Here is a 22,022-nt window from a genome sequence, read left to right as displayed (position 1 = left end):
GGGGGCCGACCGCATACTGACGGCATGACGAGGACGGCATGAGGAGCGGAGCCGGCGGGCGTGGCGGCCACGGCCCGGACCGGCGCGGACTGCTGCGGGCGGGCGCGGCGGCGGCACTGGCGCTGGGCACGGCCGGGTGTACGGGCGGAGGCAAGCCGGCGGCCACGGGTGCGGCCGCCACCCCTGCCCGAAAGCCCGCCGAAAGTCCCGCCGCGACGCCCGCCCCGCTGCCCCGCCCGCCGCTCTGGCAGCCCGGCCCCGGCGAGATCCAGCCCGACGTCAAGCGCCGCGCCGTCGAGCTGGTCGCCGCGCTCGGCGCCTGGCCGCCCGGCGGGCAGGGCGCGGAGGCGGCCCGGGCGCGGGTGGCGGCGCTGGGCCTGCCGCCCGCGCTGGCGGACCGGGCGGGCCCGCCGGCCCCGGCGGCGGCCGAGGCGAGCCTGGAGGTGATCGTCGCCCAGTACGGCGGCATCCTCGACGACTCGGCGAGCGTGCTGGTGGTCTGCCGGCAGTGGACCCGAGGCCAGGACGGCTCGGTGGCCGAGGGCGGCACCACGGTGGACGTCCGGCTCAGCCGGGCCGAGCCGCGCTGGACCGTCACCGACCTGCACCCGGGCGTCCCGGGCCCGGCCGCCGCTTCACCGTCGGCCGACGTAGCCCGGGCGCTGGCCGAACCGCGGATCGAGCTGCCGCCCGAGGCCGCCGCCGACCTGCGCAGCGGTACGGTCCACGACAGCGCGGTGGAGGCGATGCTGCGGCTGGCCGGCCCGTACACGCTGTCGGTGAGCGTGGTGCGGACCGGCCACCCGATGGACGTCTTCGGGACGACCCGGCCCAGCGACCATCCGCTGGGCCGGGCCTTCGACGTGTGGCGGATCGACGGCCTGGCCGTGGTCGACCCGGCCACGCCCCGGCAGCTGATCGAGTCCTTCATGCGGGACGCGGCCGCCGCCGGTTCGTACAACGTGGGCGGCCCGGTGGCGATCCCGGGTGTCGGCAACCAGTTCTTCACCGACGACACCCACCACGACCACTGCCACGTGGGGTTCAACCGCTAGGCGGTCAGCTGACGTTGACCCCGCTCCAGGCCGCCGCCACCGCGTTGTACTCGGTGCTGCTCGCGCCGTACAGGTCGCGGGCCGCGTTGAGGGAGGCGGCGCGGGCGCCCTTGTAGTTGGTGGTGGAGGTCATGTAGACGGTCAGCGCGCGGTACCAGATCTTGGCGACCTTGTCGTTGCCGATGCCGGTCACCGTGGAGCTGTTGCAGGTGGGGCTGTTGTAGGTGACGCCGTTGATGGTCTTGCTGCCGCTGCCCTCGCTGGCCAGGTAGAACCAGTGGTTGCCGACGCCCGAGGAGTAGTGCACGTCCAGGCTGCCGACCGAGCTGCTCCAGCAGTCGGCCGAACGGCCGTCCAGCGAGGGCTTGTCGAAGCGGCGCAGCCACGGCGGGGTGGACTGGTCGCTGAACAGGTAGTCGCCGGTGTCGACCGTGTTGTTGGCGTACCACTCGACCATGGTGCCGAAGATGTCGCTGGTGGACTCGTTGAGGCCGCCGGACTCGCCGCTGTAGCGCAGGTTGGCGGTGGCGCTGGTGACGCCGTGGGTCATCTCGTGGCCCATGGTGTCCAGGTCCACCTGCTCCGGGTCGGTCACGCCGTCGCCGTCGCCGGTCATCATGCAGAAGCAGCTGTCGGACCACTGGGCGTTGTCCCACTTGGTACCGACGTGGACGAAGACGGTGGCGCCCTTGCCGTCGTTCTTGATGCCGCTGCGACCGTGGACGTTCTTGTAGTAGTCGTACGTCCAGGCGGTGTTGGCGTGGGCGTCGACGGCGGCGGTGGAGCGGTTGGCGGAGAACTTCTTCCCGTCGCCCCAGACGTTGGTGGTGCTGGTGAACGCCGTGCCGGAGGTGGCCTTGAGCGAGCTGGCCGAGACGTTGTTGGCGTCCTTGGTGACGTGGCCGCGGACCGGGTCGGTCAGGGTGTAGCCGCCGCCGGACTTGGCGGTGGTGTCGATGGCGATCGTGCCGGTGTACTCGGAGTTGCCGGTGCCGGCCGCCTGGTGCTCGGCGTCGTAGGACTCGATCCGCTCGCCGGTGGTGGCGTCGGTGACGACCACCTTGCCCGCCGGCTCGCCGTGCGCGCCGGTGCCCTCGACGGTGGTGCGCCAGGCCAGCCGGGGCGTGCCGTCGGCGGCCCAGACGACCAGCTCGGGGCTGCTGACGGCGTCCTTGACGCCGGGGGCGGCGGCCAGCGCGCCGGCCGCGCCGGACTGGGCGGTGACCTTCGGGACGGTGGACTTCACGGCGGCGTCGTGGGCGGCCGCGCGGGAGGAGTCCTTGAGCCGGCCCTTGGCGTCCTGGTGCACGACCAGGTCGCCGCCGACCACCGGCAGGCCCTGGAAGGTGCGGTCGAAGCGGACGTGCGAGGTGCCGTCGGCGTCCAGGACGACGTCCTTGACCACGAGGTCCTGGCCGGTGCCGAAGCCGAACACCCCGGCGTTGCGGGCGACGTTGGCGCGGGCCTGGGATATCGCGCCCTCGCGGCCACCGGAGGCGGCGGAGGCCGTGGCGGCCGGGACGGTGGCGCCGGCGAGGGCGGCGACCACGGCGACGGCTGCGGCCACGCGGGCACGACGGGAGGAGGGGGTGGGGGTCACGCTGACTCCAGTGGGGGTAGCTGTGCAGGGAAAGGAGCTGCGACCGAGATTGACGGGGGACAGTCAGATTCAGCTAGAGGAAAGGTCATAACTTTGCCAAGTTGTGTCCTTGGTCAATCAAAAGTGATCGGAAATCAACAATCGCTCTAGAGTTCCGTGGTGACGATCGACTACCGCTGGCGAGGCCGGCTCACCGACCCCGAACTCGATGCCCTGCACGCCGAGGGCTTCGGCCACCCGATCGAGCCCGGCGGCTGGCTCGCCCGCCTGGAGCGGCACAGCCTCGGCTGGGTCACCGCCCGCCGTGCGGCCGACGGCGCCCTGGTCGGCTTCGTCAACCTGGCCTGGGACGGCGGCGCCCACGCCTTCCTGCTCGACACCGCGGTCTCCCCGGACGTCCGCCGCCGGGGCGTCGCCACCCGACTGGTCGCCGAGGCCGCCGACGGCGCCCGCGCGGCCGGCTGCGCCTGGCTGCACGTGGACTTCGAGCCGCACCTGCGCCCGCTCTACCTCGACGCCTGCGGCCTGCGCCCCACCGATGCCGGCCTGTTGGCGCTCTGAGGCCCCAACTCCCGTAGCGCGTCCGGGCGCTGGCGCGTCCACCCCTCGGACGGACCGGCCCGCCCCCGCCCGACGGTTGTACTCTGCACGCGGACGGACGGCGCCGGCCCGTCCGGTGCGGCGCCCCGCCCGCACCCTGCCCGGCGCCGCGATCGGAGTCCCATGAACCCCACCACCCCCGACTTCGACGGGCCGGTGCTGCGCACCCGGGACGTGGACGTCGTCCGCGACGGCCGCCACCTGCTGCGCGGGATCACCCTGGAGATCCACCCCGCCGAGCACTGGGCACTGCTCGGCCCCAACGGTGCGGGCAAGTCCACCCTGCTGGCGCTGCTCGGCGCGGTCTCCCACCCCACCCGGGGCGAGGTCGACGTGCTCGGCCGCCGGCTCGGCCGGGTGGACATCCGCGAGCTGCGCGCCCACCTCGGGCACGTCAATCCGCGCCACCCGCTGCGCTCGCCGCTGACCGTGCGCGAGGTGGTGCTCACCGGGCACACCAACACCATCGAGCCGGAGTTCCACCGCAAGCCTGCCCCGGAGGCGCTGGAGCGGGCCGAGCGGCTGATCGACACGCTCGGCATGCGCGCGATGGCCGAGGCCGCGTGGACCACCCTCTCCCAGGGCGAGCGAGGCCGGGCCCTGATCGCCCGGGCGCTGATGCCCAGCCCCCGGCTGCTGCTGCTCGACGAACCCGCCACCGGGCTCGACCTGACCGCCCGCGAGCTGTTGCTGGACAGCCTCGACCTGCTGCGCCACCAGCATCCGGAGCTGGCGAGCGTGCTGGTCACCCACCACCTGGAGGAGCTGCCGGAGAGCACCACCCACGCCCTGCTGCTGCGCGGCGGCGAGTGTGTCGCGGCCGGGCCGGTGGACGAGGTGATGACCACCGAGCTGATCAGCGAGACCTTCGGCCACCCGATCCGGATCAGCCGCCACGAGGGGCGCTGGACGGCCCGCGCCGCCGACCGTCGGACGCCGGGAGGCCGGCCCGCCGGAACATCGGGAAGGTAACGGTTGAGGGGGTGGGTGTAGACGTTAAATCGTCTTTACGTAAGGTATGCCTTAGCTAATGAGGTCTGCTGGTCCCCGGCCGGCCGCACCACCTTGGCACACCCATGCCCTTTGTCCGTTGGAGCCCGCATGTCCGCCCGTCGTCGTTCCACCGCAGCCGCGCTGCTCACCCTCGCCGTGGCGACCGCAACCCTGGCCGGCTGCGCGTCCAAGAAGGACGACAAGGCGGCCGCCTCCGACGCGGTCAAGGTGAACGCGACCGACACGGCGTGCGAGGTCTCCAAGACCAGCTTCCCGGCCGGCCACGTGGTGCTGGACATCAGCAACAAGGGCTCCAAGACCACCGAGGTCTACGTCTACGGCGACGGCGACAAGATCGTCACCGAGCGCGAGAACATCGGCCCCGGTACCAAGGCCAGCATCAACGCCGAGATCAAGGCCGGCTCGTACGAGATCGCCTGCAAGCCGGGCATGGTCGGCGACGGCATCCGCCAGAAGATCACCGTCACCGGCGAGGGCGGCAGCTCCGCGAAGGCCGACCCGCGCCTGGCCGCCGCCGTCGAGGCCTACCGCACGTACGCCCAGGAGCAGGCCGACGCCACCATCCCGGCCGTCGAGGCCTTCGTCGCCGCGATCAAGGCGGATGACCTGGCGAAGGCCAAGTCGCTGTACGCGCCCTCGCGCACCGGCTGGGAGCGCACCGAGCCGGTCGCCGAGAGCTTCGGCGACATCGACCCGAAGACCGACACCCGCGAGGACAAGCTGGAGCCGGGCCAGGCCTGGACCGGCTGGCACAAGCTGGAGAAGTCGCTCTGGGTGGACGCGAAGATCGGCGACGACGAGAAGAAGCTCGCCGACCAGCTGGTCGCCGACCTCAAGGACTGGCAGAAGAAGATCCCCGAGGCCGAGATCACCGCGACCAGCATGGCCAACGGCGCCAAGGAGCTGCTGGACGAGGTCGCCACCAACAAGATCACCGGCGAGGAGGAGCGCTACAGCCACACCGACCTGGACGACTTCCAGGCCAACGTGGAGGGCGCGCAGAAGGCCTACGAGCTGCTGAAGCCGGTCGCCTCCGAGAAGGACCCGGAGCTGGCCAAGACGCTGGACTCCGAGTTCGCCGAGATCAACGCCCTGCTGGCCAAGTACAAGCAGGCCGACGGCGGCTTCACCTCCTACGACAAGGTCACCGACGCCGAGCGCAAGACCTTCTCCGACGCGGTCAACTCGCTGGGCGAGCCGCTGTCGAAGCTGGCCGCCGCCGTGGTCGTCAAGTAACCGGCCGCACCGCCCCGAAGTACCCCCACCGACGCCGTGGCCGCCCGTGATCCGGGCGCCACGGCCGCCGTGGGGCAGCAGCACCGAGCAGCCCGGCGCAGAGAAGCCCGGCACAGGAGAAGGGCCCGCCCACCGATGGACGCGGAGAACGAGCAGCAGAACGGGACGCCGGCCACCGCCGGCGCCACCGCGACCAAGGGCGCGGTCAGCCGCCGCGCCGTCATGGGCTGGGCCGGCGCGGGCGTCGCGCTCGGCGCCGCCGCCGTCGGCTCGGTCGCCGCGGCGACCCGGCAGGACGACGCCGTCCCGGTGGCCGCCACCCAGGTCGGCGCCGAGGTGCCGTTCTACGGCGAGCACCAGTCCGGCATCTCCACCCCGGTCCAGGACCGGCTGCACTTCGCGGCCTTCGACGTCTCCGAGAAGGCGACCAAGGAGTCCCTGGTCAAGCTGCTCAAGGAGTGGACCAAGGCGGCCGCCGCGATGACCGGCGGCCGCGAGGTCGGCACCGGCGCGGTGCCCGACTCGGGGGAGGCGCCGCCGGACGACACCGGCGAGGCCCTCGGCCTGCCCGCCTCCCGGCTCACCCTGACCATCGGCTTCGGCCCGAGCCTGTTCGAGAAGGACGGCGTCGACCGCTTCGGCCTCCAGGCCAAGCGCCCCGAGGCCCTGATCGACCTGCCGAACTTCAAGGGCGACAAGCTCGACCCGGCCCGCAGCGGCGGCGACCTCTGCGTCCAGGCCTGCGCCGACGACCCCCAGGTCGCCGTGCACGCGATCCGCAACCTGGCCCGGATCGGCATGGGCACCGTCAACATCCGTTGGTCGCAGCTCGGCTTCGGCAAGACCTCCTCGACCACCCCGGACGAGCAGACCCCGCGCAACCTGATGGGCTTCAAGGACGGCACCCACAACATCGCGGGCACCGACACCGGGAAGCTGGCCGACCACGTCTGGGCCGCCCCCGGCGACGGCCCGGAGTGGATGACCGGCGGCTCCTACCTGGTCGCCCGGCGGATCCGGATGCACATCGAGACCTGGGACCGCGCCTCACTGAAGGACCAGGAGGACACCTTCGGCCGCACCAAGGGCGAGGGCGCCCCGTACGGCAAGGGCAAGGAGCACGACGCGCCGGACCTCGCGGCGATGCCCGCGACCGCGCACGTCGCGCTGGCCCACCCGGACGCCAACAACGGCCTGATGATCCTGCGCCGCGGCTTCTCCTTCACCGACGGCACCGACGGCCTCGGCCGCCTGGACGCGGGGCTGTTCTTCCTCGCCTACCAGCGCGACACCCGCAAGGCCTTCGTCCCGCTCCAGCAGAAGCTCGCGGCGAGCGACAAGCTCAACGAGTACATCCAGCACGTCGGTTCCGCGCACTTCGCCTGCCCGGCGGGCGTGCGCAAGCCGGGGGAGTGGTGGGGCCAGGCCCTGTTCGGCTGACGCCCCGACCGCGTTCCCCTCGTACCACCTCGACACCCCCCAGGAGCCCGCGTGTTCGGCAACTACCTGATCGGCCTGCGCGAAGGCCTCGAAGCCAGCCTGGTCGTCTGCATCCTGATCGCCTACCTGGTCAAGACCGACCGCAAGGACAAGCTGCCGCCGGTGTGGATCGGCGTCGGCTCGGCCGTGGCGCTCTCCATGGCCTTCGGCGCGGTGCTCCAGTTCGGCTCCTCGCAGCTCACCTTCGAGGCCCAGGAGGCGCTCGGCGGCACCCTGTCGATCATCTCGGTCGGCCTGGTGACCTGGATGGTCTTCTGGATGCGGCGCACCGCCCGGCACCTGAAGACCGAGCTGCACGGCAAGCTGGACGCGGCGATCGCGATGGGCACCACCGCCCTGGTGGTCACCTCCTTCCTGGCCGTCGGCCGCGAGGGCCTGGAGACCGCGCTGTTCATCTGGTCGGCCGTGCAGGCCACCGGCGACGGGTGGAACCCGCTGATCGGCGCCGCGCTGGGCCTGCTCACCTCGATGGTGCTCGGCTGGCTGTTCTACCGGGGCGCGCTGAAGATCAACCTGGCCAAGTTCTTCACCTGGACCGGCGCGATGCTGGTCGTGGTCGCGGCCGGCGTCCTCGCCTACGGCGTGCACGACCTCCAGGAGGCCGGCTGGCTGCCCGGCCTGCACAGCACGGCCTTCGACATCTCCAGCACCATCCCCAAGGACAGCTGGTACGGCACCCTGCTGAAGGGCGTGTTCAACTTCCAGCCGGACCCGACGGTGCTCCAGCTGGTGGTCTGGCTGCTCTACCTGGTGCCCACGCTGGCCGTGTTCTTCAACCTCTTCGGCGGCGGCAAGGCCAAGCCCGCCCAGCGGGTGGCCGCCAAGCCGGCCGCCTGATCCGGCGCTCCGCCACCCCGCACCACCCCGCACCACCCCGCACCACCCCGTACCGCCCCGTCCGGCCTCCGCCGGGCGGGGCGGTTTCGTGTCAACACGGTGGTTTCGGGGCGAAATTCGGCCAGTTGCGGCAAACACCAGCCCCAGTGGAACCGTTGCGCCACGGCCTTCGTACTTAGGGTGACAGAACCATGCCATGACTCACCCTTGGGGGGAACATGACCGTTCGCAGGCCTGCCAGGTTAGTCGCCGTCGGTGTCGCCGCCCTCGCGGCGACCGTGCTGCTGACCGCTTGCGACGACGTGAAGTACACGGACGACAAGCCGGGGGACCCGAAGGCGAGCGCCGCCGGGGCCACCGTCCCGAATGACCCGATGGCCGAGCAGGCCGCCGGTTCGCGCTGCAAGAGCGACGAGATCAGCGCCACCGTGCAGCTCAAGGGCGCCGGTTCGGCCCTGCTGACGATCAAGAACAAGAGCAACCACAACTGCACCCTGTACGGCTACGCGGGCTTCGGCGGCCTGCGGGCCGACAACAGTGCGGACGCGCTCACGGCCAACCGCGACGCGCACCCCGGGCCGGCGACGCTGGTCACCCTGAAGCCCGACAAGGCCGGCTACGCGGGCCTCAAGTGGAGTGCCTGCGACAAGTCGGACGCCTCTTGCCACGTGCTCACCGGTCTCCAGGTCACCGCGCCGGACGAGACCACCCCGGTCACCGCCGAGGTGCTCGGCACCGACGGCAAGCCGGTCAGCCAGCTGCTGGTCTCGGCCGCCGGGCTGACCACCGGCACCTTGCAGAAGAGCAACGACAAGGTCCTGTTCAACTGACGCTGCCCGCCTGATCTGTTCGAGCTGACGACATGGCGGAGCCCCCGGCCGGTTCCTTCGAACCGACCGGGGGCTCCGCGCGTTCCCGCTCCCGGACTACTGGCTCTTGATCGCGCCCAGGATGTCCAGCTTCGCCGCCCGGTAGGCCGGCCAGAGCGCGGCCAGCAGGCCGATCACGGCGGCCGCGACCAGGAAGCCGACGATCTGCACCGGCGGAATCACCGTGACGACCTTGAGGCTGCCCGGCATCGTGCGCACACCCGCCCAGGCGAGCAGGGTGCCGAGGCCGACACCCACCAGCCCGCCGAACAGCGCGATCAGCAGCGACTCCAGCCGGATCATCCGACGGATGCCGAGCCGGTTCAGGCCGATCGCCCGCAGCATGCCGATCTCCCGGCGGCGCTCGAACACCGACATCGCCATGGTGTTGACCACGCCGAGCACCGCGATGACCAGGGACATGCCGAGCAGCCCGTACATCAGGTTCAGGATGCCGGAGATGATCTGGCTGTTCTCCGCCTTGATCTCCTTCTGGCCCTTGACCGCGATCAGCGGGTTCCCGTCGGTCGCGTCGCGCAGCGCCTGCTTCAGCCCTTCGGTCGCGCCGTTGGTGCCCTTGACCAGGACCGCCTCCAGGCCGGAGCCGGGCAGTGCGTGCGGGCCGACCACGGACTCGGGGGCGATCACCGAGGCCAGTGCGGTGCTGGCCTCCAGGATGCCGCCGACGGTCAGCGAGCCCTTGGCGCCGTCCGGGTAGGTGACGGCGAGGGTGTCGCCGACCTTGTACCCGGCCTTCTCGGCCCGGCCCGAACTGACCAGCAGCTTGCCCTGCTTGAGGGCGTCCGCCGAGCCCTCCTTGACCTTGATGGTGGCCAGCTGGTCGATGGTCGCGGCGTCCACCGCCGTGATCCACTCGCTGTCCTCGCCGTTCTGCCCGATCGTGATCGAGAGGCCGCGCTCCGCGCTCGTCGCGGTGACGCCGGGCGCCTTGGCGAGCTGGGCGGCGACTTCGAGGGAGAGCGGCGAGCGGTTCTCCATCGCGACGGTGTAGTCGGCCTTGAGGTCACTCGCGGTGGCCTTGTCCACGGCCTGGTTCACCGAGGCGCCGAGCACGGTCAGCGAGGTGATCAGGGTGACGCCGATGGTCAGCGCCGAGGCGGTCGCGGCGGTACGGCGCGGGTTGCGGACCGCGTTCTCCTGGGCCAGCTTGCCCGGCGTGCCGTACACGGCGCGCAGCAGCGGGGCGAACAACGCGATCAGCGGCCGGGACAGCAGCGGGGTCAGCACGAACACGCCGATCAGCAGCGCGCCCCCGCCGAGTCCGACCGTCTTGATCTCCTTGCTGCTCACACCGGCGGCCAGCGCGGCCGCACCGGCCAGCGAGAAGACCAGGCCGATGGTGTTGCGGACCACCAGGCCCTTGTGGGTGGCCGGCTGTTCGGCCGAGCTCATCGCGGCCACCGGGGCGATCCGGGAGGCCCTGCGGGCGGGCAGCCAGGCGGCCAGCACCGTCACCAGGACGCCGACCGCGATGGTGGCGATCACCGTGGACGGGGCGACGATCAGCGGACCGTCCGGCAGGTTGGCGTCCATCGGGCCGTTGAGCAGGGCCTTGAGGCCGACGGCGATCCCGATGCCGGCCAGCAGACCGGTCACCGACGCGGTCAGGCCGATCAGCAGCGCCTCGATCAGCACCGAGCGGGTGATCTGGCGGCGGGTGGCGCCGACGGCGCGCAGCAGGGCCAGCTCCTTGGTGCGCTGGGCGACCAGCATGGTGAAGGTGTTGGCGATGATGAAGATGCCGACGAACAGGGCGATGCCGGCGAAGCCCAGCAGGGCGGTGCTCAGGAACTTGGTGCCCTGCTCGATCATCTTGTCCTGCTCGTCCGCGAGTTCGCGGCCGGTCTTGGCGTCGATGTTGTCGCCCTGCGGGACGGTCTGCCGGACGGCGGCGAGCAGCGCGGAGTCGTCGGTGCCCGGCTTGGCCTTGACGTCCAGCTCGGCGAAGCGGCCCGGGGTGAGGTAGAGCTTCTGGGCGGTGGCCGTGTCGAAGGCGGCCAGCGAGCCGCCGGCCACCACGCGCGGGTCGTTGGTGTGCAGCGTGCCGGTGAGCTTGAGCCGCATCACCGGGCCGTTGACGGCCACTCGGACGGTGTCGCCGACCTTGAAGCCGCCCTTGTCGGCGGTCTTGGTGTCGAGCGCGACCTCGGTGGCGTCCTTGGGGCCGCGGCCCTCGACCAGCGGGTAGCGCGGGTCGGTGCCGTCGGCGCCCGGCACGTAGTTGGTGCCGGTGGTGGAGAAGCTGCTGCCGATCAGCGCGCCCTTCTTGTCGGCGATGCCGGCGAAGCCGCTGACCACGCCGCGGACCTCGGCGGCGCCCGGCAGCGCGGCGACCTTCGTCCGGGTCTCCTCGGTGAGGGTGGGGCCGGAGACGGCCCGGTCACCGTGGTCGAAGCTGCGGTTGGCGGCCTCGTTGTCGCTGACCGTGACGGCGATGTCGGTGTAGCTCTTGGAGTTCTGGGTCCTGAGCGCGTTGCCGAAGGTGTCGGAGAAGACCAGCGTGCCGGCCACGAAGGCGGTGCCGAGCAGGACGGCGAGCGTCGTCATCAGCAGCCGGCCCTTGTGGGCGAGCACGTTGCGCAAAGCTGTGCGGAACATGAGGGTTTGTCAGTCCTGGGGGTACTCGGGGGACGGGTGGCGTTTCGGGGCCAGGACGGTCAGCTGGTGCGGCCCTTGGCGTCGAAGCGGCGCATGCGGTCCAGGACGGTGTCGGCGGTGGGGTGGTGGAGCTCGTCCACGATGCGGCCGTCGGCGAGGAAGACCACGCGGTCGGCGTAGGAGGCGGCGACCGGGTCGTGGGTGACCATGACGACGGTCTGGCCGAGTTCGCGCACGGAGCTGCGCAGGAAGGAGAGGATCTCGGCGCCGGAGCGGGAGTCGAGGTTGCCGGTGGGCTCGTCGGCGAAGATGATGTCCGGCTTGGCGGCCAGGGCGCGGGCGCAGGCGACGCGCTGCTGCTGGCCGCCGGAGAGCTGCGACGGGCGGTGGCTGAGCCGGCCGGAGAGGCCCACGGTGTCGACCACGCGGTCCAGCCAGGCCTTGTCGGCCTTGCGGCCGGCGATGTCCATGGGGAGGGTGATGTTCTCCAGGGCCGTCAGGGTCGGCAGCAGGTTGAAGGCCTGGAAAATGAAGCCGATGTGGTCGCGGCGCAGCTGGGTGAGCTGCTTGTCCTTGAGCCCGACGAGTTCGGTGTCCCCGATGGTGGAGGAGCCGGAGCTGACGGTGTCGAGGCCGGCCATGCAGTGCATCAGGGTCGACTTGCCGGAGCCGGAGGGGCCCATGATCGCGGTGAACTCGCCCTGGGGGAAGACGACGCTGACGTTGTCGAGGGCGACGACGCGGGTCTCGCCCTCCCCGTAGACCTTGTTCAGGCCGGTGGCGCGGGCGGCCGCCCGACCGGTGTGGACGGCGGTTGCGGGGAACGTCACGTGGGACTCCTCGAACGGTTCAACGGAATGTCTGACTCCGGTAAATCATTCCAAAAAGTTCGAACGCGATACGTAATGCCGGGTGAGCAGTCCACCCCCGCCGACCCGGCGGCACGGCGGGGGTCCCTCTCACCCTCAGGTATGACCCGAAACCCTGGGGGCGCCGATCGGTCGGCTACTCCACCGCCACGCCGAAGGCCGTCGCCAGACCGGCCAGGCCGTTGGTCACCGTCCGGCCGGAGGGGCTGAACTCCCAGCCGCCCCCGGTCCGTCGGAACGCGCCGAGCAGCATCGCGCTGTCCGGCACCCCGCCGGTCGGGCCCGCCCAGGCGGCCGGACCGTCCGCGCCCGGCCCGTACGCGGCGGCGACCGCCAGCCCGTGCACATAGCCGAGCGGCAGCGCCGGCGGCTCCTCCTCCTCGGTGGAGACGGCGACCACCACCTCCTCGACCCCGGTCGGCAGCCGGTGCAGGTCCAGGGTCAGCCGGGCCGCCCGGGTCGGCTCGCCCGGCACCGAGTGGGTCGGGTGCAGCCGGACCGCGCCGTCCGGATCCTGCGGGCTGTTGAAGAAGACGAAGTGCTCGTCGCTCAGCACCCGGCCGCCGGCGCACAGGAAGGCGGTGACGTCCAGCTCCACGGCGTCCCCGCCGGCCGTCCGGCTCTGCCAGCTCACCGTGAGGGCGCTCTCGCGCGCCTCCTCGTTCCGGCCGCTCCCGTCGTCCTTGCCGCTCGCGGTCGAGGGCTTGCTCGCGCCCGCGCCGCCGCCGAGCCGGCCGCGCAGGCCCTGCTCGGCGAGCAGCACCACCAGCTCCGGGCCGCTCACCAGGGTCAGCGGCTTGCCCTCGATGTAGCTGTACGAGCCGCGGCCGAAGCCCGCGGTGGTGACCAGGATGCCCTTGTTCGCGCCGTGGTGGCGGACGGTGGACTCCAGGTCGCGCACCGCCGTGGGCGGCACCGTCTTCTTGTAGCGCTTCGCCTGGATCACGATCTTGCCGCCGGTCACCGGGTCCAGGTCCTCGGCCACCACGTCCACCCCGACGTCCCCGCTGCGGGCCGTGGTCATCACCTTGAAGCCGCGCAGCCGGAACAGCTCGGCGATCAGGTCCTCGAAGTCGAGCGGGTCCATCTCGAACAGGTCCGGCTCCTCCTCGCCGCCGTGCCCGGCCAGGCTCCCGCCGACGCTCTGCGGCCGCCGGTCGGGCCGCACCTCGTCCAGCCGCTCCGGGCGCGCCGACAGCCGGCCGCCCAGGCCCTGGAAGCACTCCACCGGGGCCACCCGGTCCAGCGCCAGACCGGCGAAACCGGAGCGGGCCGCGGTCAGGGTGGAGAGGAATCGTTCGGCCTCCCGACCGGTCGCCGGGTCGATGCCGAGGACGAAGCCGTTCACCACCACCGAATCCAGCAGCCCGTCCCGGTCCGCCCGGAACAGCTCCGCCGCCACCCGCAGCGCCGACTGCGCCAGCACCTCCCGGTACAGCGCCTTGCGCTCCGTCGCCGGGCGGGCCACCTCCGCCTCGCGGTCGTCCGTCTTCACGTACCGCACCCGGGAGGCGGCCGGCACCACGTCCGGCCCCGGCAGCTCCCAGTCCACCACCAGCTGGCGGCTCCCGGCGTCGAAGGCCGCCACCAGCCGGTGCGGGAAGCCCTCCGGCCAGGCCGCCGAGGCGTACAGGCCGGCCGTGAAGTACTCCTGCACCGCCTCCGGCTCACCCGCCGCCAGCCGGCGCAGCAACTCCTCGGTCCGGGCGCCGAGTTCCTCCTGCTGCCGACGCGACTGCTCGACCCGGACCAGGTACTCCCGGTGGTACGCGGCCAACCGGCGCTGCCGGTCCGCCTCCTGGGCCTGCGCGGCGTACCAGTCCTGCTCGAACCGGGCCCGGGCCTGGGCGAGGTACTGCTCGTACTGCTGCCGCACACCCCGGTTGCGGGCCTGGACCTGGTCCGGCGGCGGCACGAAGTACACGGCCGAGGACTGGTCGGGCATCCGGATCGGCTCGCCCAACGGCCCCGGATCGAAGGGCGGTTCGGCCGACGATGCCAGCAACGCCTGCGGACCGAACGCCGGGGCGGCCAGACCTGCGGCCAGCAAACCCCTCAACTCCTCGACCCGGGCGTCCAGTTCGGCCGTCCGCCCGGCCGCCTCCGCCTCCCGCGACTGCTGGTAGGCGCGCTGCGCCTCCCGCTCGTCGCGGGCGGCCGCCTTCTGCGCCTCGCGCTGCTCCCGCTCCCGGCGGCGCAGCTCCGCCGCCTCGGCGCGCCACCGGACCTCCTCCCGGCGCTGCTGCTGCCGCTGCGCCTCCGCCCAGATCGCCAGCACCCCGCCGCTCCGCCGCCCCGACACCGTCCGTCCACCCCATTCGCCTCGTGCCGACCCTCAGGCCCGGTCGCACCGCGTCGCCTCCCGACCACGCCGCCGACCGCGCCCGCAACAATAGAGCGTGAACACCCTGTCGGGCCAAGGCCGGCCTTGTCAGTGGCGCCCGGTAGGCTCGACGGCTACCGACGGCAAGGAGAAACGTGACGATCCCCCCGCAGCACCCCCGGCCCGGCGGCTGGATCTCCACCGGCCTGAGCTGGCAGGACGGCCGTGCCGTGCTCGGGGCCGCGCGCGGCGCCCAGGTGCACGAGCGCGCCGTCGAGCCGGGCACGGAGGTCGGCTGGCTGCTGGGCGGCCCGCGTCGGTGCGTCGGGGCCTGGCTGGCCGGGGCGACGGAACGCACACCCTGCCCGCACCACGCGGTGATCGATCCGGCCGGCGGGGCGACGCAGTGCCCGGCCTGCCAGAGTGTGGACCGCGGCCTCGCCCTCGCCCGGGACCAGATCCTCGACGACGGCCGCACCTACCTGCTCTACCTCGCCTGGTTCGGCGAGGGCCTGCTCAAGGTCGGCCTGACGGCCGAGCAGCGTGGTGACGCCCGACTGCTCGAACAGGGCGCGCTGGCCTACGCGTTCACCGCCCGCGGCGGCCTGCCGGCCATCCGGCGCGCCGAACTCACCGTCGCCGCCTCCGGCCTGGCCCGCGAGCGCTACAAGTCCCGGCTCAAGACCGACCACTGGTGGTCGCACGGCGACGCCCCCCACCGCCGTACGGTGCTCACCGAGGCTCGGGCCCAGGCGTACCGGCTGTTGGAGGGCCACACGCTGGAGCTGCTCGCCGACCGCCCGGTGGTCGACCACGTCGAGCGCTACGGCCTGACCGGCGGTGCCCCGGAGGCCTACCGGGAGATCGCCGGGCTGGCCGACGGCGCGGTGGTCGCCGGGCGGCTGCGGCCCCCGGTGGGTCGGCACCTCTTCCTCGACCAGGCGGACGGCTCCGGCCCGCTGCTGCTGGACACCCGGCTGCTCACCGGCTGGACACTCAGCCCGGTCACCGACCGTGACTCCGAGGGCCTCACCCTGCACGAGCGCCTGCGTCCGCCGGAGCCGGACACCCAGGAGGCGCTGTTCTGACCGGTCATGACTCCGGCCCGCACGCACGGGGCGTACGGGCCGGAGGCCTTGCGGGTCGCCGGTCGGTCAGTTCGACGGCGTCGGGCGCTTGCGCTGGAGCCACAGCCCGATCAGGGAGACGACCACGGTGAGCGCCAACGCCAGCACGGCGTCGGTTCGCGACTCCTCCAGGACGATCATCACCGAGTACAGCCCGAGCAGTGCGGCCAGCGTCACCCAGGTGAGTGCCGGGAAGAGCCAGACGCCGGTGCCGGGGACGGGCTGGCGCCCGTCGCTGCGGTCGTGCCGACCGAGCACCAGGTGTGCCGCCGCGATGCCGATCCAGGTGACGTAGACGGTGTCCCCGGTGATGTCCACCAGCCGGCTGAAGGCCGTCGTGGGGTGGAAGACCTGGAGCAGCAGGCAGAGGGCCGCGAGCGAGGCGGTGAACAGGATGGCCGTGTGCGGCGCCCCGCGCCGGGAGACCCGGGCGAAGAACGACGGGGCATCGCCGTCCCGGGCCAGCGCGAACAGCATCCGGGAGCTCGCGTAGACCTGGGAGTTCATCGTGGAGAGCATCGCCGCGAACAGCACGATGTTCAGCACGGTGGACGCGTTGCCCATGCCCAGGTGGCTGAGGGTCGCGGCGAACGGGCTCTCGCCCACGGCGGCGCTGTCCCAGGGCAGCAGCATGACGACCACGGCCAGCGAGCCGAGGTAGAACACGGTGACCCGCCACAGGATGGTCCGGGTGCTCTTGCGGATCGCGGCGGCGGCGTCCTGCGCCTCACCGGCCGCGATGGTCACGATCTCGGTGCCGGAGAAGGAGAACATCGCCCCCGAGGTGGCGATGACCACACCGCTGAACCCCATCGGGAGCAGGCCCCCGTGGTCCAGCAGGTTCGAGGTGCCGGGCGCGGGCGTGCCCGGCAGCAGGCCGGCCACCGCGACGATGCCGACGCCGATGAACAGCGCGATCACCGCGACCTTGAGCCAGACGACCCAGAACTCCATCTCGCCGTAGGCGCGTACGGAGGCGAGGTTGACGCCGACCATCAGGGCGACCAGGACCAGGGCGACCAGCCAGACCGGAAGGGCCGGCAGCCAGCCGTTCACGATCCGCGCGGCCGCGATCGCCTCGATGCACAGCCCCAGCGGCCAGCCGACCCAGTAGATCCAGCCGCTGGCGAAGCCGGCCCAGCGGCCGAAGGCCAGCCGCCCGTACACGGCGAAGGCGCCGGTGTCGGGGCGGGTCACGGACATCTCGGCGAGCATCCGCATGACGGCGATGACGATGGCGGCCGTGATGGCGTAGGCGATCAGGACGCCCGGGCCGGCCTGCTGGATGCTCACACCCGAGCCGACGAAGAGCCCGGCGCCGACCGCGCCACCGATGCTGATCATGGTCATGTGGCGGCTGAGCAGGCTCTGCGCCAGCTGCGGTGTGCCGCCGGTGGCGGCCGGGGAGCCGTCGGTGCGGCTCCCGCCCTCCACCTTGGTGTCTGCGTCGCTCACGACCGCGGCTCCTCTCTCTGCTGGGCCTGCACCTGGGTCAGCAGCGCGCTGAACAGCGGCAGCCGGAGCTCGGGGTCGGCGATGTCGATCGCCTCGGGGTGCCACTGGATGCCGACGGTCCAGGCCGCCGGGGCGGAGTCCTCGCCGGTGGCCGCCTCGACGGCCTCCACGCAGCCGTCGTCGGCGCGGGCCGCGATCCGCAGGCCCTCGCCCACCCGGTCGATCGCCTGGTGGTGGCCGGTCGCCACCGCCATCCGGTCGCGCTGGAACACATCGGCCAGCGCGGTGCCGGCCGACAGCACGACGTCGTGGATGCCCCACTCCTCGCCGGGCGCGGCGTCGTGCTCGACGGAGCTCGGCGCCAGGTCGATGTGGAGGTTCCCGCCGTGGAGGATGTTCAGCAGCTGCATGCCGCGGCAGATGCCCAGCAGCGGCCGCTCGTTGTCCAGGGCGTACCGGATGACGGCGGTGTCCAGCTCGTCCTGGGCGGGGTTGACGTCGTAGAGCGCCGGGTGAGCCGGGTCCGCGCCGTACAGGGCCGGGTCGACGTCACCGCCGCCGGGCACCACGAAGCCCTGCAGGCCGGCGAGCTGAGCCTCCAGCGGGCTCTCCTCGGAGTGCGGCCGCACCAGGACGGGCTCGGCGCCGGCCGCCCGGATCAGGTCCACGACGTCCTCGAAGATACGGTTCGCCTCGCCGATGCGGTGGTCGGCGTCGGGCGCGTCCCCATCGCTGAGGCGGACGGGTATCCCGATCAGGGGGGCTGGGTGCTCGGCGGTGCTCATGGGGGTTCTCCTGCGATCAAGCTTGCCTATCAGATGCGAAATCTAGAAGATAGATTTCATGGATGACAAGTGCTGGACGAAACACATTTCTCCGGTGCGCTCGGCCGGGGCCGCCGAGGCCATCGCCCGCCGACTCGGTGAGCTGATCGGCGCACGGATCCTCGTGGGCGGCGACCGGCTGCCTCCGGAGAAGAACCTCGCGGAGCTTTTCGGGGTCGCCCTGATGACCATCCGCCACTCGATGGCGGTGCTGCGGGAGGACGGCCTGATCGAGACCCGGCGCGGTCGAGGCGCCGGCACCTTCGTCGTCCCCGACGTCCTCGCCCGGATCGGCGAGCTCACCGCCCTGCACCCGTACACGCTGGACGACGTCGAAGAGCTGACGGCCTGGCGGATCGCGGTGTCCGGAGAAGCCTCCGCGCGGGCCGCCCGGCGGGCCTCCGCGGCAGGGCTGGCCAGGCTGCGTGAACTCGAAATCGCCGCCGACGCGGCCGTCGCCGACTCCGAGGCGTACCGCACGGCGGACGCCGGACTCCACCTCTACATCGCCGAACTCTCAGGCTCCAGGCGGCTGTTGGAAGCCGAACAGGGAATCCAGCACGAACTGACCAGGATGCTGGCCAACCACCCCGGCGGCTCGGAGGCCCGCGGCCTGCCCGACCAGCGGCACCGCGCCCTCGCGGCGGCGATCGAGGAGCACGACCCGGCCCGGGCCCGCGATCAGTTCACCGTCCACGCCGAGGCGACGGCCGACCTGCTGCTCCCGTTCGTGCAGCAGCCGGCCGGGCCCGCCGAGACGCCCTGACCGCAGGCGCGGGCGGGATCAGCCCAGCTTGCTGCGCACCCCGCCGGGGCCACTGCGGGCCCGGCGGGAACGCGGCGGGCGGGACGGGCGGACGTCGGAGCGCGCCGGCTGCTCGGCGGCCTCGGCCGCCTCGGCGATCCGCCCGGCCAGTGCGGCCCGGGCGGCGGCCAGCGCGACGCGGGCGAGCAGCGGGTCCTCCCGGACGCCGGCCGCGCGCTTGACGCCCTGGCAGGCGGTGCACCAGACCGGCGAAGCCGGCCCGTCCGGGTACACCATGTCCTCCGGCGGCAGGTAGTGTCCACCGCACTCGACACACTCGAAGACGAACCTCATCCGATGATCACCGTCCCGGATCCGTGGCACCGACCGCAGGGCGACCAGAAGGTGTGGACTCTGGGCACCATGCTTCCTTCCTCGTCCAGTTCGACCGTTGCCTCGGTCTTCTGGGTCCCCCCGGACCCGCCGCAAGCGGAACAGGACTGAACCTGAGGCATATGCCGTCCTTCCGTAGCGGAGTATCACCGTACGCGATTCTCCGTCAGGAAGCACCGCCGCCGGTGATCCACCACCCGTACGGGTAACGGGAACTGCCGCGTCGGCCCCCTCGCCTGAGCACCAGAGCGAGGAGGCCGACCGTCGGTGGGGAGTCGTCAGCCGCGGGCGGCCCGCAGGAACTCCCGGTTCATCGCCGCGATGCTGGGCAGCGGGATGCCCTTGGGGCAGGCGGTGGCGCACTCGCCGGTGTTGGTGCAGCCGCCGAAGCCCTCGGCGTCCATCGCCGAGACCATGCTCCGTACCCGGCTTGCCCGTTCGGGCGCGCCCTGCGGCAGCACGTTGAGGTGGACCACCTTGGCGGAGGTGAAGAGCATCGCCGAGCCGTTCGGGCAGGCCGCCACGCAGGCGCCGCAGCCGATGCACTCGGCGTGCTCGAAGGCGGTGTCGGCGGCCTCCTTGGGGACGGGCGTGGCGTGCGCCTCGGGGGCGCTGCCGGTGGGGGCGGTGATGTAGCCGCCGGAGCCGATGATCCGGTCGAAGGCCGAGCGGTCCACCACCAGGTCCTTGACCACCGGGAAGGCGGCCGCCCGCCAGGGCTCGACGTCGATGGTGTCGCCGTCCTGGAAGTGCCGCATGTGCAGCTGGCAGGTGGTGGTCCGCTCGGGGCCGTGGGCCTGGCCGTTGATGACCATGCCGCAGGCGCCGCAGATGCCCTCGCGGCAGTCGTGGTCGAAGGCGACGGGCTGGTCGCCGCGGGTGATCAGCTCCTCGTTGAGGGTGTCCAGCATCTCCAGGAAGGACATGTCCGGGCTGATCCCGCTGACCTGGTAGGGGGTCATCGACCCGGGTGCGTCCGGGCCCGCCTGGCGCCAGATGCGCAGGGTGAGGTTCATGCGTAGCTCCGCTGGGTGGGGTGGACGTGCTCGAAGGTGAGGTCCTCGCGGTGGAGGACGGGGGCGGCGCCGGTGCCGGTGAACTCCCAGGCGGCGGCGTAGGAGAACTCCTCGTCGCGCCGGGCGGCCTCGCCGTCCGGGGTCTGGCTCTCGGCGCGGAAGTGGCCGCCGCAGGACTCGGCGCGGTGCAGCGCGTCCAGGCACATCAGCTCGGCCAGCTCGAAGTAGTCGACCAGCCGGTTGGCCTTCTCCAGCGACTGGTTGAGCTCCTGGCCGGTGCCGGGCACCTTGATCCGGCGCCAGAACTCCTCGCGCAGCTGCGGGATGCGCTCCAGCGCGCGCTTGAGCCCGGCCGCGTCGCGGGCCATCCCGCACTCGTCCCAGAGCAGTTCGCCGAGCTCGCGGTGGAAGGAGTCCGGGGTGCGGTCGCCGTCCACCGCGAGGATCAGGTTGAGCCGGTCCTCGACCTCGGCCTCCACCTCGGCGAGCACCGGGTGGTCGGCGGGCACCGCGGGCAGCGGGTGGCGGGCCAGGTAGTCGTTGATGGTGGGAGGCAGCACGAAGTAGCCGTCGGCCAGGCCCTGCATCAGCGCGCTGGCGCCCAGCCGGTTGGCGCCGTGGTCGGAGAAGTTGGCCTCGCCGACCGCGAACAGGCCCGGGACGGTGGTCTGGAGGTCGTAGTCGACCCAGAGCCCGCCCATCGTGTAGTGGATCGCCGGGTAGATCCGCATCGGCACCCGGTACGGGTCCTCGGCGGTGATTCGCTCGTACATCTCGAAGAGGTTGCCGTACTTGGCCTCGACGGCGTCGCGGCCCATCCGGCGGATCGCGTCGGCGAAGTCCAGGTAGACGCCCTGGCCGCCGGGGCCGACGCCGCGGCCCTCGTCGCAGACGTTCTTGGCGGCCCGGGAGGCGATGTCGCGCGGCACCAGGTTGCCGAAGGAGGGGTAGATCCGCTCCAGGTAGTAGTCCCGCTCCTCCTCCGGGATCTGTCCGGGCGGCCGGTTGTCGCCCTGTGCCTTGGGCACCCAGATCCGGCCGTCGTTGCGCAGCGACTCGCTCATCAGGGTGAGCTTGGACTGGTGGTCGCCCGAGCGCGGGATGCAGGTCGGGTGGATCTGGGTGAAGCACGGGTTGGCGAAGTACGCGCCGCGCCGGTGCGCCCGCCAGATCGCGGTGGCGTTGGAGTTCTTGGCGTTGGTGGAGAGGTAGAAGACGTTGCCGTAGCCGCCGCTGGCGAGCACGACCGCGTCCGCGGTGTAGCTGGTGATCTTCCCGGTGACCAGGTCGCGGGCGACGATGCCGCGGGCCCGGCCGTCGACCACCAGCAGGTCCAGCATCTCGGTGCGCGGGTGCAGCTCCACGTTCCCGGCGGCGATCTGCCGGGAGAGCGCCTGGTAGGCGCCGAGCAGCAGCTGCTGGCCGGTCTGGCCGCGGGCGTAGAAGGTGCGGGAGACCTGCACGCCGCCGAAGGAGCGGGTGTCCAGCAGGCCGCCGTACTCGCGGGCGAACGGGACGCCTTGGGCCACGCACTGGTCGATGATCTCCACCGACACCTGGGCCAGCCGGTGCACATTGGACTCGCGGGCGCGGAAGTCGCCGCCCTTGACGGTGTCGTAGAACAGCCGGCGGATCGAGTCGCCGTCGTTGCGGTAGTTCTTGGCCGCGTTGATGCCGCCCTGGGCGGCGATCGAGTGGGCCCGCCGGGGGGAGTCCTGGAAACAGAACTGGACCACGTGGTAGCCCTGTTCGGCCAAGGTGGCGCCGGCCGCGCCGCCGGCCAGGCCGGTGCCGACCACGATCACGGTGTGCTTGCGCCGGTTGGCCGGGTTGACCAGCTTGGCGTCGAACCGCCGCTGGTCCCAGCGCTGTTCGATCGGCCCGGCGGGGGCCTTGGTGTCGGCGACCGGCGCGCCGAGGGTGTAGTCCAGGTAGCTCAC

General features: G+C 72.3%; 18 protein-coding genes. 9 read left to right on the top strand and 9 right to left on the bottom strand.

The window, feature by feature from the left end; all coding sequences use genetic code 11:
* Positions 1-38 precede the first annotated feature (38 nt).
* The gene (locus QWJ13_RS27185; protein ID WP_316527736.1) at positions 39-1,055 is read left to right on the top strand and encodes a hypothetical protein; all 1,017 of its coding nucleotides are present in this window, start codon (positions 39-41) and stop codon (positions 1,053-1,055) included.
* 4 nt (positions 1,056-1,059) lie between these two features.
* On the opposite strand, the gene QWJ13_RS27180 is transcribed toward QWJ13_RS27185, so the two are convergent.
* Entirely contained in the window at positions 1,060-2,655 is a 1,596-nt protein-coding gene (locus tag QWJ13_RS27180) for a M4 family metallopeptidase (RefSeq protein ID WP_316527735.1), read from the bottom strand.
* A 159-nt stretch (positions 2,656-2,814) separates the two neighbouring features.
* On the opposite strand from QWJ13_RS27180, the gene QWJ13_RS27175 reads away from it, so the two are divergent.
* From QWJ13_RS27175 to QWJ13_RS27150, 6 genes are all read left to right on the top strand, one after another.
* A complete protein-coding gene (locus tag QWJ13_RS27175) occupies positions 2,815-3,216 on the top strand; it encodes a GNAT family N-acetyltransferase (RefSeq protein WP_316527734.1) in 402 nt (133 codons plus the stop codon).
* Between the two features lie 162 nt (positions 3,217-3,378).
* Positions 3,379-4,227 carry an ABC transporter ATP-binding protein gene (locus QWJ13_RS27170; RefSeq protein WP_316527733.1) on the top strand — a complete coding sequence of 283 codons (849 nt, stop codon included), beginning with the start codon at positions 3,379-3,381 and terminating at the stop codon, positions 4,225-4,227.
* Positions 4,228-4,356: 129 nt separating this feature from the next.
* On the top strand, positions 4,357-5,505 hold the full coding sequence (gene efeO, locus QWJ13_RS27165) for an iron uptake system protein EfeO (protein WP_316527732.1): 1,149 nt from the start codon (positions 4,357-4,359) through the stop codon (positions 5,503-5,505).
* 135 nt (positions 5,506-5,640) lie between these two features.
* Positions 5,641-6,945 (top strand): iron uptake transporter deferrochelatase/peroxidase subunit, encoded by a 1,305-nt coding sequence (gene efeB, locus QWJ13_RS27160; RefSeq protein ID WP_316527731.1) that lies wholly within the window; start codon positions 5,641-5,643, stop codon positions 6,943-6,945.
* 51 nt (positions 6,946-6,996) lie between these two features.
* Entirely contained in the window at positions 6,997-7,842 is an 846-nt protein-coding gene (gene efeU / locus QWJ13_RS27155; RefSeq protein ID WP_316527730.1) for an iron uptake transporter permease EfeU, read from the top strand.
* A gap of 218 nt (positions 7,843-8,060) precedes the next feature.
* The gene (locus QWJ13_RS27150; RefSeq protein ID WP_316527729.1) at positions 8,061-8,672 is read left to right on the top strand and encodes a DUF4232 domain-containing protein; all 612 of its coding nucleotides are present in this window, start codon (positions 8,061-8,063) and stop codon (positions 8,670-8,672) included.
* Between the two features lie 96 nt (positions 8,673-8,768).
* Here the strand turns inward: QWJ13_RS27150 and QWJ13_RS27145 are convergent, their stop codons facing one another.
* The 3 genes from QWJ13_RS27145 to QWJ13_RS27135 form a co-directional block, all read right to left on the bottom strand.
* Positions 8,769-11,330, bottom strand: coding sequence for an ABC transporter permease (locus tag QWJ13_RS27145; RefSeq protein WP_316527727.1), 2,562 nt, complete (start codon positions 11,328-11,330; stop codon positions 8,769-8,771).
* A gap of 59 nt (positions 11,331-11,389) precedes the next feature.
* Entirely contained in the window at positions 11,390-12,160 is a 771-nt protein-coding gene (locus QWJ13_RS27140; RefSeq protein ID WP_316527725.1) for an ABC transporter ATP-binding protein, read from the bottom strand.
* A 175-nt stretch (positions 12,161-12,335) separates the two neighbouring features.
* Positions 12,336-14,501, bottom strand: a complete 2,166-nt coding sequence (locus QWJ13_RS27135) for a restriction endonuclease (protein ID WP_316527724.1) — start codon at positions 14,499-14,501, stop codon at positions 12,336-12,338.
* A 176-nt stretch (positions 14,502-14,677) separates the two neighbouring features.
* Here QWJ13_RS27135 and QWJ13_RS27130 point away from each other — a divergent pair, with 176 nt between their 5' ends.
* Positions 14,678-15,610: a DUF2797 domain-containing protein gene (locus QWJ13_RS27130; RefSeq protein WP_316527723.1), complete on the top strand. Its 933-nt coding sequence runs from the start codon at positions 14,678-14,680 to the stop codon at positions 15,608-15,610.
* A 66-nt stretch (positions 15,611-15,676) separates the two neighbouring features.
* Here QWJ13_RS27130 and QWJ13_RS27125 read toward each other — a convergent pair whose 3' ends face one another.
* A complete protein-coding gene (locus tag QWJ13_RS27125; RefSeq protein WP_316527722.1) occupies positions 15,677-17,104 on the bottom strand; it encodes an amino acid permease in 1,428 nt (475 codons plus the stop codon).
* Positions 17,101-17,889, bottom strand: a complete 789-nt coding sequence (locus tag QWJ13_RS27120; RefSeq protein WP_316527721.1) for a gamma-glutamyl-gamma-aminobutyrate hydrolase family protein — start codon at positions 17,887-17,889, stop codon at positions 17,101-17,103. The genes QWJ13_RS27125 and QWJ13_RS27120 overlap by 4 nt, the downstream gene beginning before the upstream one ends.
* Positions 17,890-17,947: 58 nt before the next feature.
* Here QWJ13_RS27120 and QWJ13_RS27115 point away from each other — a divergent pair, with 58 nt between their 5' ends.
* The gene (locus tag QWJ13_RS27115; RefSeq protein WP_316527720.1) at positions 17,948-18,694 is read left to right on the top strand and encodes a FadR/GntR family transcriptional regulator; all 747 of its coding nucleotides are present in this window, start codon (positions 17,948-17,950) and stop codon (positions 18,692-18,694) included.
* A gap of 18 nt (positions 18,695-18,712) precedes the next feature.
* Here QWJ13_RS27115 and QWJ13_RS27110 read toward each other — a convergent pair whose 3' ends face one another.
* The 3 genes from QWJ13_RS27110 to QWJ13_RS27100 form a co-directional block, all read right to left on the bottom strand.
* Positions 18,713-19,027, bottom strand: coding sequence for a hypothetical protein (locus QWJ13_RS27110; RefSeq protein WP_316527718.1), 315 nt, complete (start codon positions 19,025-19,027; stop codon positions 18,713-18,715).
* A gap of 317 nt (positions 19,028-19,344) precedes the next feature.
* Entirely contained in the window at positions 19,345-20,082 is a 738-nt protein-coding gene (locus QWJ13_RS27105) for a succinate dehydrogenase/fumarate reductase iron-sulfur subunit (RefSeq protein ID WP_316527717.1), read from the bottom strand.
* Positions 20,079-22,022 (bottom strand): fumarate reductase/succinate dehydrogenase flavoprotein subunit, encoded by a 1,944-nt coding sequence (locus QWJ13_RS27100; RefSeq protein WP_316528060.1) that lies wholly within the window; start codon positions 22,020-22,022, stop codon positions 20,079-20,081. The genes QWJ13_RS27105 and QWJ13_RS27100 overlap by 4 nt, the downstream gene beginning before the upstream one ends.

This window comes from Kitasatospora brasiliensis (assembly GCF_032654805.1).
Taxonomy (GTDB): domain Bacteria; phylum Actinomycetota; class Actinomycetes; order Streptomycetales; family Streptomycetaceae; genus Kitasatospora; species Kitasatospora brasiliensis.
Note: the sequence above shows the minus strand (reverse complement) of the source record. Positions and strands in the feature narration are given on the sequence as shown.